General features: G+C 73.5%; 11 protein-coding genes. 7 read left to right on the forward strand and 4 right to left on the reverse strand.

What is annotated here, in order from left to right; translation table 11 throughout:
- Nucleotides 1-160 precede the first annotated feature (160 nt).
- A complete protein-coding gene (locus ACIQWA_RS03770) occupies nucleotides 161-1,186 on the reverse strand; it encodes a LacI family DNA-binding transcriptional regulator (protein WP_402477674.1) in 1,026 nt (341 codons plus the stop codon).
- Between the two features lie 131 nt (nucleotides 1,187-1,317).
- On the opposite strand from ACIQWA_RS03770, the gene ACIQWA_RS03775 reads away from it, so the two are divergent.
- The 7 genes from ACIQWA_RS03775 (at nucleotide 1,318) to manA (ending at nucleotide 11,374) form a co-directional block, all read left to right on the forward strand.
- Nucleotides 1,318-2,607: an ABC transporter substrate-binding protein gene (locus ACIQWA_RS03775; RefSeq protein WP_402477677.1), complete on the forward strand. Its 1,290-nt coding sequence runs from the start codon at nucleotides 1,318-1,320 to the stop codon at nucleotides 2,605-2,607.
- A 206-nt stretch (nucleotides 2,608-2,813) separates the two neighbouring features.
- Complete coding sequence (locus tag ACIQWA_RS03780; RefSeq protein ID WP_402477679.1) at nucleotides 2,814-3,686, forward strand: carbohydrate ABC transporter permease; 873 nt, start codon at nucleotides 2,814-2,816, stop codon at nucleotides 3,684-3,686.
- A gap of 4 nt (nucleotides 3,687-3,690) precedes the next feature.
- A complete protein-coding gene (locus ACIQWA_RS03785) occupies nucleotides 3,691-4,626 on the forward strand; it encodes a carbohydrate ABC transporter permease (protein ID WP_402477682.1) in 936 nt (311 codons plus the stop codon).
- A 66-nt stretch (nucleotides 4,627-4,692) separates the two neighbouring features.
- Nucleotides 4,693-5,976 (forward strand): glycosyl hydrolase, encoded by a 1,284-nt coding sequence (locus tag ACIQWA_RS03790; protein ID WP_402477685.1) that lies wholly within the window; start codon nucleotides 4,693-4,695, stop codon nucleotides 5,974-5,976.
- Nucleotides 5,977-6,081: 105 nt separating this feature from the next.
- A complete protein-coding gene (locus ACIQWA_RS03795; protein ID WP_402477688.1) occupies nucleotides 6,082-9,180 on the forward strand; it encodes an alpha-mannosidase in 3,099 nt (1,032 codons plus the stop codon).
- 67 nt (nucleotides 9,181-9,247) lie between these two features.
- Nucleotides 9,248-10,174: an ROK family protein gene (locus ACIQWA_RS03800; RefSeq protein ID WP_402477691.1), complete on the forward strand. Its 927-nt coding sequence runs from the start codon at nucleotides 9,248-9,250 to the stop codon at nucleotides 10,172-10,174.
- A gap of 21 nt (nucleotides 10,175-10,195) precedes the next feature.
- The gene (gene manA / locus ACIQWA_RS03805) at nucleotides 10,196-11,374 is read left to right on the forward strand and encodes a mannose-6-phosphate isomerase, class I (RefSeq protein WP_402477694.1); all 1,179 of its coding nucleotides are present in this window, start codon (nucleotides 10,196-10,198) and stop codon (nucleotides 11,372-11,374) included.
- A 7-nt stretch (nucleotides 11,375-11,381) separates the two neighbouring features.
- Here manA and ACIQWA_RS03810 read toward each other — a convergent pair whose 3' ends face one another.
- The 3 genes from ACIQWA_RS03810 to ACIQWA_RS03820 all read right to left on the reverse strand — a co-directional run bounded on the left by ACIQWA_RS03810 (nucleotide 11,382) and on the right by ACIQWA_RS03820 (nucleotide 13,154).
- Nucleotides 11,382-11,777, reverse strand: coding sequence for a DUF2267 domain-containing protein (locus ACIQWA_RS03810; RefSeq protein ID WP_360235427.1), 396 nt, complete (start codon nucleotides 11,775-11,777; stop codon nucleotides 11,382-11,384).
- 397 nt (nucleotides 11,778-12,174) lie between these two features.
- The gene (locus tag ACIQWA_RS03815; protein ID WP_402477698.1) at nucleotides 12,175-12,846 is read right to left on the reverse strand and encodes an acyl-CoA thioesterase; all 672 of its coding nucleotides are present in this window, start codon (nucleotides 12,844-12,846) and stop codon (nucleotides 12,175-12,177) included.
- Nucleotides 12,843-13,154 (reverse strand): hypothetical protein, encoded by a 312-nt coding sequence (locus tag ACIQWA_RS03820; RefSeq protein ID WP_360235421.1) that lies wholly within the window; start codon nucleotides 13,152-13,154, stop codon nucleotides 12,843-12,845. Before ACIQWA_RS03820 ends, ACIQWA_RS03815 begins: the two co-directional genes overlap by 4 nt.
- Nucleotides 13,155-13,184: the final 30 nt, after the last annotated feature.

Raw genomic sequence — 13,184 nt, forward strand, 5'->3', positions numbered from 1 at the left:
GTCGCGGACGGGGGCCGGCCGCATGCGGGCGTGCCGGTGCTGAACCGAGGGGAGCCGGAGGCCGGAGGAGCGGACAGCAGGAGCGGACCCTCTCGGCGCAGCGAGGCTAAACCGGTTCAGAACGGGTGTCAACGACCCGGACAACAACCACCCGACGGGGTCAGGAACCGCCGCCCGGCGGCGAGGTGGACTCCCGCACGGTCAGCCGAGGCGTCGGCATCTGGAGGTCCCGACCGGGCCCGGCGCCGTCCAGCGCCTCCAGCAGGCTGCGCGCGACCTGCTCGCCCAGCGCGAAGGTGTCCCGGCTGAGCGCGGTCAGCGGCGGGTGGACGATCCGGGCGAGCACGGAGTCGTCGAAGGAGACGATGGACAGCTCCCCGGGCACCGAGACGCCCATCTCCCCGGCCACGCCCAGCCCGGCGACGGCCATCACATCGCTGTCGTAGACGATCGCGGTGGGCCGCCCGGGCCGGGAGAGCAGGGTGCGGGTGGCCGCCGCGCCCTCGGCGTCGCTGAAGTCGGTGGGCACCGACAGTGCCTCCTCCAGCCCGAGCCGGCGGGAGGCGTCGCGCAGCGCGCGGATCCGGCGCTGGGTGTGCTGGAAGTGCGGCAGCCCGGCGAGGTGGGCGATCCGGCGGTGCCCGATGGCGGCCAGGTAGTCGACGATGGAGAGCATCGCCTCGCGGTCGTCGGCCCAGATCCGCAGCTGGTTGCCGCCCTTGCCGGGCCCGCCCAGGACGACGGCGGGCAGCCCGAGTTCGTCCAGGACGGGCAGCCGCGGGTCCTTGACCTGGAGGTCCACCACGATGAACCCGTCCACCCGGTGCTCGGAGGCCCAGCGCCGGTAGACCTCGATCTCGGCGGCGGTGTCCTCGACCACCATCAGGTGCAGGGCGACCGAGCTGGCCGACAGCACGGCCTGGAGGCCGGAGAGCAGTTGGCTGAAGAACGGCTCGACGCCGATGGTGCGGGCCGGGCGGGCGATCACCAGGCCGACGGCGTCGGAGCGGGCGCCGCCGAGGGCGCGGGCGGCGCTGTGCGGGCGCCAGTTCATCTCCTCGGCGACCCGCAGGATCCGGTCCCTGGTCGCCTCGCTGACACCGGGGCGGCCGTTGAGCGCGAAGGAGACCGCGCCCTTGGAGACGCCGGCCTGGCGCGCGATGTCGGCGATCGTCGGTCTGCCCACAGGATCCGACTCCTCTCTTGACAGTCAAGTTTAGGCGGGAGCATAGTCCCTGCCAGAGCTAGACCGGTTTAGTTAAGCAGGTTCTGAACACCACCACCCATCCCAGAACCCAGGACCACCGGGAGACCCTCATGCGAAGAATCTGGGCGGCACTGACCAGCACGGCCCTCACCGCGGCGGCCCTCACCGGCTGCGGACTCGGCTCCGGAGACACCAAGAGCAGCGACAACGTGGCGAGTGCGGCCGCCACCGGTGAGGTCAAGGGCAAGGTCTCGATCCAGACCTGGGCGCTCAAGCCCAAGTTCACCGACTACATGCAGGGTGTGATCGACGGCTTCAAGAAGAAGTACCCCGGCGTCGAGGTCGAGTGGCTGGACCAGCCCGGCGAGGGCTACTCCGACAAGGTGCTCAGCCAGGCCGCCTCCGGCACCCTGCCCGACGTGGTCAACCTCCCGCCGGACTTCGCCTTCCCACTCGCCAAGAAGGACGTCCTGCTGGACGTCGCCAAGGCCGACCCCAAGCTCGCGGACGAGTACGTGGCCGGCGGCGTGAACGCCTACCGCTACCACGGCTACCAGGGCACCTTCGGCTACCCCTGGTACCTCAACACCGATGTGAACTACTGGAGTTCGGACCTCCTCACAAAGAACGGCCTGGACCCGAAGAAGCCCCCGACCAGCCTGGACGAGCTGATCGCCCAGGCCCGGGTGATGAAGGAGAAGTCGGGCGGCCAGGCCTACCTGATGAGCCGCAAGCCCGGCCTCGGCGACCTCTACAACATCGGCGTCAAGATCATGGCCGACGACGGCAAGTCCTTCACCTTCAACACCCCGGAGGCCGCCGCGCTGCTCGACAAGTACCGCGACGCCTTCAAGGAGGGCCTGATGCCGAACGGGGTGCTCACCGACACCTACGCCGGCAACTCCAAGCTGTTCAGCGCCGGCACCGCGGCCTGGACCACCGGCGGCGGCAACTTCATCACCAGCCTCGCCACCGACAACCCCACCCTGGCGCCCAAGGTCGTCCCCTCCCCCGCGATGGGCACCCCGCCGCTGTACGTCCAGGGCCTGTCCATCCCGAAGAACACCAAGAACCCGGCCGCCGCGGTCGCCCTGGCCCGCTGGGTCACCAGCCCCGAGAACCAGGCCGCCTTCGCCCACCTGACCAGCGTCTTCCCGTCCACCAAGGCCTCGGCCAACGACCCGTTCTTCAGCCAGAGCGACGGCACCAACGCCGGCGACGCCAAGGTGATCGCCTTCACCTCGCTCGCCAAGGCCGAGCTGATCCAGCCGGTCGAGGTGGACGACGCGATGGGCACCGTGGTCAAGCAGCAGTTCGCCCTCGCCATCAGCGGCCAGAGCAGCTCCAAGCAGGCCCTGGACACCGCCGTGGAGCAGTGCGACAAGCTGCTCAAGGGCTGACCCCACGCCGCCCCGCAGTCCCGCAGTCCCGCTGTCCTGCTGTCCCGAAGTCCCGACGTCCCGCTGTCCCGAAGTCCCGAAGTTCCGTCCCCACCCACTGGCGAAGCGGCGGGTCCTCCCCCACACCCGCCGCCCCGGGCCTCGTACGTTTCCCGGGGCCCGTACCGCCCGGGCCCCGGAAGGCCCAGCCCCAGGAAGGCATCCGCATGACCCACCGGCGCTGGTTCACTCCCTGGCTGCTCGCCGGCCCCGCGATACTCTGGCTGGCCGTGTTCAACCTCTGGCCGGCCGTCAACACGGTGATCCTCTCCTTCACCAACGCCAAGCCCATCGGCGGCGGCCGGTTCACCGGCCTGGAGAACTACGGCCGGCTGCTGGACGACACCCAGCTCGCCGACGCCCTGCTCAACAGCATCGTGTTCATGCTGGTCTGCCTCCCCCTGCTGACCGTCCTGCCACTGCTGCTCGCCCTGCTGGTCCAGCGCCGGATCCCCGGCATCACCTTCTTCCGCACCGCCTTCTACACCCCGGTGATCGCCTCCGCCGTCGTGGTGGCGCTGATCTGGGGCTGGGTGCTGGACGACCGGGGCCTGGTCAACGGCCTGCTCCAGGAGGGCGGCCTGGCCGACTCCCCGGTCCCCTTCCTCACCGACCGCTGGCTGCTGCTGTTCAGCGCGATCGCCCTGACCGTCTGGAAGGGGCTCGGCTACTACATGGTCATCTACCTCTCCGCCCTCGCCAACGTCCCGCACGAGCTGCACGAGGCGGCGGCCGTGGACGGCGCGACCCCACTGCGCCGCTTCTGGCACATCACCCTGCCGGGGGTGCGCCCGACCATGGTGCTCATCTCCGCGCTCATCTCGGTGAGTTCGCTGCGCGTCTTCTCCGAGCTGTACGTGCTCTCCAACGGGCTGGGCGGCCCCGGCGGCCGCGACATGTCGGTGGTGATGCTGATCCAGATGTACAGCCGCGGCTTCAACGGCCACCTGGGCTACGCCTCCGCGCTCAGCCTGCTGCTGTTCGTGGTCACCCTCGGCCCGATGCTGTTCCTGATGCGGCTGAACCGGAAGGCGGCCTGAACCCGTGACCACCCTCGGCTCCGAACCCACCCTCAGCCCCGGACCCGCCCGCCGCACCGGGCCCGCCCACCGCACCAGGCCCGCCCGCCGCACCAGGCCCGCCCGCGGCTTCAACACCCCCTCCCGCGGGCAGACCGCCGCCCGCTACCTGCTCCTGCTGCTCGTGCTGCTGCTGGTCATCGGCCCCTTCCTCTGGCAGCTGTCCACCGCCCTCAAGGGCCCCGCCGAGGACGTCTACACCCGCACCCCGAGCTTCCTGCCCGACCAGCCCACCCTGGGCAACTTCGGCACCGTCGCCGACACCATCCCGGTGTGGACGTACGCCCTCAACTCGCTGACCGTCGCCGCCGTCTGCATCACCGGCAACGTGGTCGGCTGCACCCTGGCCGGCTACGCCCTCGCCCGGCTGCGCTTCCGCGGCGCCCGGCTGCTCCTCGGCCTCTTCCTGGCCACCCTGGTGCTGCCCGGCGAGGTCACCATCGTCTCCCAGTACGTGCTGGTGCGCGGCCTCGGCCTGGCCGACACCCTGGCCGGGGTGGCCCTGCCGGGGGCGATCGCGATGCTCAACGTCCTGCTGATGCGCACCGCCTTCGCCGCCGTACCGGCCGAACTCGACCAGGCGGCACTGGTGGACGGTGCCAACGTCTGGCAGCGGCTGTGGCACATCGGCCTGCCGAACGTGCGCGGCATGCTCAGCGTGATCGTCATCTTCACCTTCATCGGCGCCTGGGACGACTTCCTCTGGCCGCTGATCGTGCTCAACGACCCGCAGAAGTACACCCTGACCGTCGGGCTCCAGTACCTCAACGGCACCTTCTCCGCCAATCCCCGGCTGATCGCGGCCGGCACCATGATCGCCTTCCTGCCGATCGTCGTGGTGTTCGCCGTCTGCCAGCGCTTCTTCTTCCAGGGCGTCGAGGAGGGAGCCGTCAAGGGCTGAGCCCCCGAGGACGACACCACCGTCCGTACGCCCCGAACCAGTTGAGGTAGCCCTCCCGTGACCACCATGACCACTGCGATCACTGCGCCCACCACTCCGCAGGCCCCGCGCTTCGGCGTCAACTACACCCCCAGCAAGGGCTGGTTCCACCACTGGCTGGACTTCGACCTGGACGCCGTGCGCGCCGACCTCGACTCGGTCGCCGCCCTCGGCCTGGACCACGTCCGGGTCTTCCCGCTCTGGCCGCTGTTCCAGCCCAACCGCACCCTGATCCGCCCGCGCGCCGTCGAACAGCTGACCGCACTCGTGGACGCGGCCGGCGAACGCGGCCTGGACGTCGCGGTGGACGGCCTCCAGGGCCACCTGTCCAGCTTCGACTTCCTGCCGGCCTGGACGCGGACCTGGCACCGCCGCAACCTCTTCACCGACCCCGAGGTCCTGGACGGCCAGGCCGCCTACCTGCGCACCCTCGCCGGGGCGCTGCGCGAGCGGCCGAACTTCCTCGGGATGACGCTCGGCAACGAGATCAACCAGTTCTCCGGCGCCCCGCACCCCGACCCGGACCGGTGCACCCCCGCCGAGGCCGAGGCCTGGCTGGGCCGGATGCTTGCCGCCTGCGAGGACGGCGCGCCCGGGCGGCTGCACCTGCACGCCTCCTACGACGCGGCCTGGTACCTGGACGAACACCCCTTCACCCCCTGGCACTCGGCCCGCCTCGGCGGCGCCACCGCCGTGCACTCCTGGGTCTTCAACGGCACCGCCCAGCGTTACGGCGCCCACTCCACCGCCACCGCCCAGCACGCCGCGTACCTGGTCGAGCTGTCCAAGGCCTGGGCCGAGGACCCGGCCCGCCCGGTCTGGCTGCAGGAGGTCGGCGCGCCCGCCCCGCACATCACCGCCGCCGACGCGGCCCGGTTCACCGCCGCCACCGTCGAGGCCGTGCTGGACTGCCCGGATCTCTGGGGCGTCACCTGGTGGTGCTCCCACGACGTGGACCGCTCGCTCGCCGACTTCCCCGAACTGGAATACAGCCTCGGCCTGTTGACCACCGACCGGACGGTCAAGCCGGCCGGCGCCCGGCTCGCCGAGGCCGCCGCCGAGGCCCGCCGCAGCTGGCAGCCGCCCAAGCCGCGCAGCACCGCCGTGGTGGTCGCCACCGGCGACGAGGTCACCTCCCCGCGCCGCGCGGACTGCGGCCCCGGTGGCCCGGTGTACGAGGCCTTCATGCACCTCGCCGAGGCCGGCGCCCGCCCGACCACCGTGCTCGCCGAACGCGCCGGGGACGCGGCGCACCTGGCCGCGCGCGGCATCACCGAGGTGGTCCACCCCGCCGACGTACGTTCTCCGTAGCCGCCGCCCTCACCACCGAGCTCCCTTCCGCCACCGCCCACCTCTCCAACCGCCCACCTCTGCAACCGCCCTCCCGCACGCACGCACGCAACGGAGCCTGCCGACATGCACGATGACCGCACCCTCGTCGAGTCCCGCCTCAAGCGCGTCCTGGAGGAGCGCATCCTCCCGGCCGTCTACCCGGAGTCCGTCCCGCTGGAGGTCGGCATCTGGACCGCCCCCGGCGAGCCCGTCCCGGTCGCCGAGGGCCTGGCCGCGCCGCGCACCCCGATCGCCGTCGGCGACGCCTGGGGCGCGCCCTGGGGCACCAGTTGGCTGACGGTGTCCGGCACGGTGCCGCAGGCCTGGGCCGGCCGGACGGTCGAGGCGCTGATCGACCTCGGCTTCGACGCCAACATGCCCGGCTTCCAGTGCGAGGGCCTGGTCTACCGCCCGGACGGCAGCCCGGTGAAGGGCCTCAACCCGCGCAACCAGTGGGTGCGGATCGCCGCCCCGGCGGCCGGCGGGGAGCAGGTGCTGCTGCACGTCGAGGCCGCCGCCAACCCGGTGATCCTGGACTACCACCCCTTCCTGCCCACCGAGTTGGGCGACCGGGAGACGGCAGGCGACCAGCCGCAGTACAGGCTCGCCCGGATGGACCTCGCCGTCTTCGACGACACCGTCTGGCAGCTGTCGCTGGACCTGGAGGTGCTCGGCGAGCTGATGGCCGAGCTCCCGGTGGACGGCGCCCGCCGCTGGGAGGTGCTGCGCGCGGTCGAGCGGGCGCTGGACGCGATCGACCTCCAGGACGTCAACGGCACCGCCGCCGCGGCCCGTTCGGAGCTGACCGCGGTCCTGGCCGCGCCCGCCGTGCCGTCCGCGCACCGGATCAGTGCGATCGGCCACGCCCATATCGACTCCGCCTGGCTGTGGCCACTGCGCGAGACGGTGCGCAAGGTCGCCCGGACCACCGCCAACATGACCGCCCTGCTGGAGGACGAGCCGGAGTTCCGCTACACCATGTCCCAGGCGCAGCAGTACGCCTGGATCAAGGAGCACCGCCCGGAGGTGTACGCCCGGGTGCGCAAGGCGGTCGCCGAGGGCCGGTTCGTCCCGGCCGGCGGCATGTGGGTGGAGTCCGACACCAACATGCCGAGCTCGGAGGCGATGGCCCGGCAGTTCGTGCACGGCAAGCGGTTCTTCCTGGAGGAGTTCGGGGTCGAGAACCACGAGGCCTGGCTGCCCGACACCTTCGGCTTCACCGGCGGCCTGCCGCAGATCATCCGCAACGCCGGCTCCAAGTGGCTGCTGACCCAGAAGATCTCCTGGAGCCAGGTGAACAGGTTCCCGCACCACACCTTCCTCTGGGAGGGCATCGACGGGACCCGCATCTTCACCCACTTCCCGCCCGTGGACACCTACAACTGCTCCATGAAGGGCAGTGAGATCGCCCATGCGGCGAGGAACTTCAAGGACAAGGGGGTGGCCCGGCACTCGATCGCCCCGACCGGCTGGGGCGACGGCGGCGGCGGGACGACCCGCGAGATGGTCGGCAAGGCCGCCCGACTGCGGGACTTGGAGGGCTCGGCCACCGTCCGCTGGGAGAACCCCGCCGAGTTCTTCGCCAAGGCCGAGGCCGAGTACCCGAACCCGCCGGTCTGGGTCGGCGAGCTCTACCTGGAACTGCACCGGGCCACCCTGACCAGCCAGGCGAAGACCAAGCAGGGCAACCGGCGCAGCGAGAACCTGCTGCGCGAGGCCGAACTCTGGTGCGCCACCGCCGCGTTGCGCGCAGGAACGGAGCAGCCGTACGCCTACCCGTACGAACAGCTGGACCGGATCTGGAAGACGGTGCTGCTGCACCAGTTCCACGACATCCTGCCCGGCTCCTCGATCGCCTGGGTGCACCGCGAGGCCGAGGCCACCTACGCCGCGCTGGCGCGGGAGTTGGAGGAGCTGATCGACGCGGCCCAACGGGCGCTGGCCGGACCGGCCGACGGTGGACGGGAGTTGGTGTTCAACGCCGCCCCGCACGCCCGTTCGGCCGTCCCGGCGGGCGGCGCGACCGTCGCCGCCACGGACGCCCCGGACGCCCCGGACGCCCCGGACGCCCCGGACGCCCCGGACGCCCCGGCCGCCACGGTCACTCCGCTCGACGGCGGCGGGTTCACCCTGCGCAACGGCCTGCTGGAGGTGGTGGTCGACGCCGACGGCCTGATCGCCTCGGCGGTCGAGCTCGCCACCGGCCGGGAGACCGTCGCCCCCGGCAGCCGGGCCAACCTGCTCCAGCTGCACCCCGACTTCCCCAACATGTGGGACGCCTGGGACGTGGACCAGTTCTACCGCAACACCGTCACCGACCTGACCGGCGTCGACTCCCTCACCGCCACGGCCACCGACGGCCGGGCCGAGGTCAGGGTCGCCCGCTCCTTCGGCTCCTCCACCGTCGTCCAGACCCTCACCCTGCACGCGGGCGAGCAGCGGCTCGACATCGACACCGAGGTCGACTGGCACGAGACCGAGAAGTTCCTCAAGGCGGCCTTCCCGCTCGACGTCCACACCGAGCGGTACGCCGCCGAGACCCAGTTCGGCCACCTCTACCGGCCCACCCACACCAACACCAGCTGGGACGCCGCCAAGTTCGAGGCCTGCAACCACCGCTTCGTCCACCTGGACGAGCCCGGCTGGGGCGTCGCGCTGGTGACCGCCTCCACCTACGGCCACGACGTCACCCGCACCGTGCGCGCCGCCGACGGCGGCACCACCACCACGGTCCGCTTCTCGCTGCTGCGCGCCCCGCGCTTCCCCGACCCGAGGACCGACCAGGGGCTGCACCGCTTCCGGCACGCGCTGGTCCCCGGCGCCTCGATCGGCGACGCCGTCCGCGAGGGCTACCGGATCGGCCTGCCCGAGCGCCGGGTCACCGGCACCGCCGAGCGGGTCGCGCCGCTGGTCGAGGTGGACCACGACGCCCTGGTGGTCAGCGCCGTCAAGCTCGCCGACGACCGCAGCGGCGACCTGGTCGTCCGGGTCTACGAGGCCGGCGGCGGCCGGGCCCGGGGCCGGCTCACCACCTCCTTCCCGCTGGCCGGCGCCGTCCCCTGCGACCTGCTGGAACGGCCCTGGGACGGCACCCGCGGCGAGGTGACGGTCGAGGACGGCGCGGTGCACCTGGCGCTGCGGCCGTTCGAACTGGTCACGCTGCGCCTCAGCGCCGCCCGCTGACCGACGTACGGTGAAGGCGCCCCGGCCCGCCCGGCCGGGGCGCCGCCGACCCCTCCGGGAGCCCGCCATGCCGCTCACCCCCCTGTTCGCCGCCCTCGACGTCGGCGGCACCAAGATCGCCGGGGCGCTGGTCGACGGCGCCGGCCGACTGCGGCACCGGCTGCAGCTGCCCACCCCCGCCCGGGAGCCGGGCCCGGCCGTGCTCGCCGTGGTGCACAAGGTGCTGGACCAGCTGGCCGGCACCCCCGAGTGGGCCGCCGTGACGGCCGTCGGCATCGGCAGCGCCGGCCCGGTCGACCTCGCCGACGGCACCGTCAGCCCGGTCAACATCCCCGGCTGGCGCGGCTTCCCGCTGGTCGCCGAGGTCGCCGCGCACCCGGCGGTGGCCGGACTCCCGGTCCGGCTGGCGGGCGACGGCGTCGCGATGGCCGCCGCCGAGCACTGGCAGGGCGCCGCCCGGGGCGCCGCCAACGCGCTCTGCCTGGTGGTGTCCACCGGCGTCGGCGCCGGACTGGTGCTGGACGGCGCCGTCCGCCCCGGCCCCAGCGGCAACGCCGGCCACCTCGGCCACATCACCGTCGACCTGGACGGCGAGCCCTGCCCGTGCGGCTCCCGCGGCTGCCTGGAGGGCCTGGCCAGCGGCACCGCGATCGCCCGCCGGGCCCTCGCCGAGGGCTGGCGCCCGCCCGGCGAGGACGCCACCGCCCGCGCCGTGGCCGCCTCCGCCGCCGCGGGCGACCCGGTCGCGCTGGCCTCCTTCGACCGGGCCGCCCAGGCACTGGCCGCCGGGATCGCCGCCACCGCCGCCCTGGTCGACCTCCACCGGGTGGTGGTCGGCGGCGGCGTCGCCACCGCCGGGGAGGTGCTGTTCGCCCCGCTCGCCCGCCACCTGGACCGCTACGCCGCCCTGTCCTACGTCCGAGGCCTGGACGTGCGCCACGCCGAGCTCGGCACCGACGCCGGGCTGATCGGCGCCGCCGCGCTCTGCCGCTGACAGCCCCGGGAGACCCCTGGCATGCCGCCCTACGCCCTGCTCGACAACCCGGTCCGCCACTACCCCTGGGGCTCCCCCACAGCCATCCCCGCCCTCACCGGCACCGCCCCCGACGGCACCCCGCAGGCCGAACTGTGGATGGGCGCCCACCCCAGCGCACCCTCCCGGGCCGGCGGCCGGGCGCTCGACGCGCTGATCGCCGCCGACCCGGACGGCCTGCTCGGGCCGGACACCGTACGGCGCTTCGGCCCGGAACTGCCCTTCCTGTTCAAGGTGCTGGCCGCCGACCGGGCGCTCTCCCTGCAGGTCCACCCGACCCGCGCCCAGGCCGAGGCCGGGTACGCCGCCGAACAGGCCCGGGGCATCCCGCTCACCGCCCCGGAGCGGGTCTACAAGGACCGCTCCCACAAGCCCGAACTGCTCTGCGCCCTCGGCGACTTCGAGGCCCTCTGCGGCTTCCGCCCGGCGGCCGCCACGGCCCGGCTGCTGGACGCCCTCGGTGTGCTCGCCCCCTGGGCGGCCGCCCTGCGGGAGCGGCCCGCCACCGAGTCACTGCCCGCGCTGCTGCGCCGGGCGCTGGGCGCCGACGCCGCCCAACTCGCCGCCGTGGCCGGGGCGCTGCGCCGCACCGCGGCCTCCGGCGGACCCCGTGCGGACACCTGCGCGGCCTACGCCCGGCTCGCCGAGGAGTACCCCGGCGACCCGGGCCTGCTCGCCGCGCTGCTGCTCAACCACGTCCGGCTCGGCACCGGCCAGGCGCTGTACCTGGCTGCCGGGGTGCCGCACGCGTACCTCCGGGGCGTGGGCGTCGAGTTGATGGCCAACTCGGACAACGTGCTGCGCTGCGGGCTCACCGGCAAGCACGTCGACGTGGCCGGGCTGCTGGCCGTCACCGACTTCCGGGCCGCCGGGCCCGCCGTCCTCGAGGCCCGCCCGCTGACCGCCGTCGAGGACGAATTCCCGTCCCCTGCCGAGGAGTTCCGACTCTCCCGGCTGCACCCGGCGGCCGGCCCCGTCCGGATCGAGCTGCCCACCCCGCAGATCCTGCTCTGCACCGCCGGCCGGGCCCGGCTGCACGCCCCCGGGCACCCCGGCCTCGACCTGCCCCGGGGTGCCTCGGCCTACCTGCGCCCGGGCGCCGGGCCGGTCGAGCTGACCGGGCCGGGCGCCGAGGTGTTCCGGGCCACCACCGGCCGCTAGCGCGTCCTCAGGCCCGCAGCGGGTGACCGAAGAGCAGGTCGTAGCCGTCCGGCAGCTGCTCGACCACCCGGTCCACCAGCTCCCCCGGGACGAGATCGGCCAGGGTGCTCAGCACCGCCCCGATGTCCCACTGGGCGGTCGCGGTCGTGGCGCCGTCGATCCAGCCCACCACGGCCTCCACGAAGCGCTCGGCGGTCAGCGGCTCGGCGGCGGGCCGGGCGTCCCGGAGCAGCGAGGCGTACGTCTCGGGCAGCGCCGCGGCGAGCTCGCCGCGCTCACCGCCCACCAGGTGCTCGCCCAGCAGGCCGAGCACGACCCGGATGGCGTGGTCCGCCTCCGCCTCGCCCCGGTACTCGCCGCGCTCCACGACGCGGGCGCGGAAGTCCTCCCAGGAGATGGTCATCGCGTCCTCCTTCCGGTCGGCGGGACCGGGCCGGGTCGGCGGCCGATGGGCCAGGGAGGCTGCTGGTCGCGGCCCGTGACCGCCGGGGGACGTACCGGTTCCCGTGTTGCTCAGCGTACTGCGCTCCGGACCGGGCGGACCCGCCGCTGCGGGTGGGGGCGGCGGTCCCGAGCGGAACCCTGGCGCCGTGCCCGGGCAGTGCGGAGGAAGCCGGACGGCGGGGCCGGGCGGGATAGGCCGGCCGAGCTGGGCCGGGCGGGGCCGGCGGGCGAGAACCGGCCGGGAGGGCCGGACGGACGGATCGACGCCGTTGTCGATCACGCCGTCGGCCCGTGCCGTCACCGGCACGGGAGCCCACCGGTCGGCGGGCGGTTCAGCGGGCGGTTCGGCGGGCGGTTCAGCTCGCCGAGGCGCGGCACCGCCGACGCGGGCCGCGCGGCGAGCCCACCCCGCCACCGGACCGGACCGGCACCCAGCGCACCGGGGCCGGCTCCGAGCCCTGCACCGGCGCCTGCCTCCGAACCGCCCCAGCAGCCGTGGCAGACCCAGCAGACCCAGCAGCCGCAGCCGCAGCGGCAGCGGCAGCGGCAGCGGCGCCCGCAGCCCCGCGGTCGCCACGCGCCGTGTCCAGCACCGAGCCGGCCGCCGAGACCGACATAAACGCCGCCAGAAAGCGCCGCTCGTTCTGGCTGAGTTTGCGCGAACGCCCGGTTTCCCGGTCCCGCGCGACCACCACGGTCCGCGCCCGCATAAATGTGAGCGGTTCCCGGCAGACATTCACCTCGATGTGGGCGGAACTCCGCCCGAGCCGTTCCACCGTCAGCCGCACCGACAAAGGCTCGGGGCGGTGGTGCAACTGTTCCAGGTAATCGATCTCGTGCCGGGCGATAATGAATCCCGACGGGAACAGCGATTGCCGGACGGCGGTCGCGTGGTGGCGGAACAGGTCGTAAATCCCCTCCTGGACGTAGCCGACCAGCCTGGCGTTGTTGATGTGCCCGTTCTCGTCGACGTCGCTCCACCGGGTGGAGCAGGACAGCACGTGCACGCCCGGGTGCAGGGCGCTCACTGCTCCGTCAGCCCGGCGACGGCAGCGGAGGGGAGCAGCGCCCGCTGCAACCTGGCGTAGTAGCCGGACTGTTCGGCCGCCATCCGGGCCGCGGTCCAGCCCTCCTCGGCCGCCTCGGCGGCCGCCTGCACGACCAGGCTGTCGAGCACCGTGTCGACCGACCGGCAGAGCGCGGCGACCGCCGCGAGCCGTTCGGTCACGTCCGCCGTTCCGGCCGCATTCCGGGCCGGAAAGGCCGCCAGCGAGTCGACCGCGAGCTGCAGATCGTCGATGACGTCCGACCGGCTTTCCTCCGGGGAATTCCGCATGCTTTTCTCCAGGACCAATTCGGGCCATTA

The organism is Kitasatospora sp. NPDC098652 (genome assembly GCF_044760155.1).
GTDB lineage: Bacteria > Actinomycetota > Actinomycetes > Streptomycetales > Streptomycetaceae > Kitasatospora.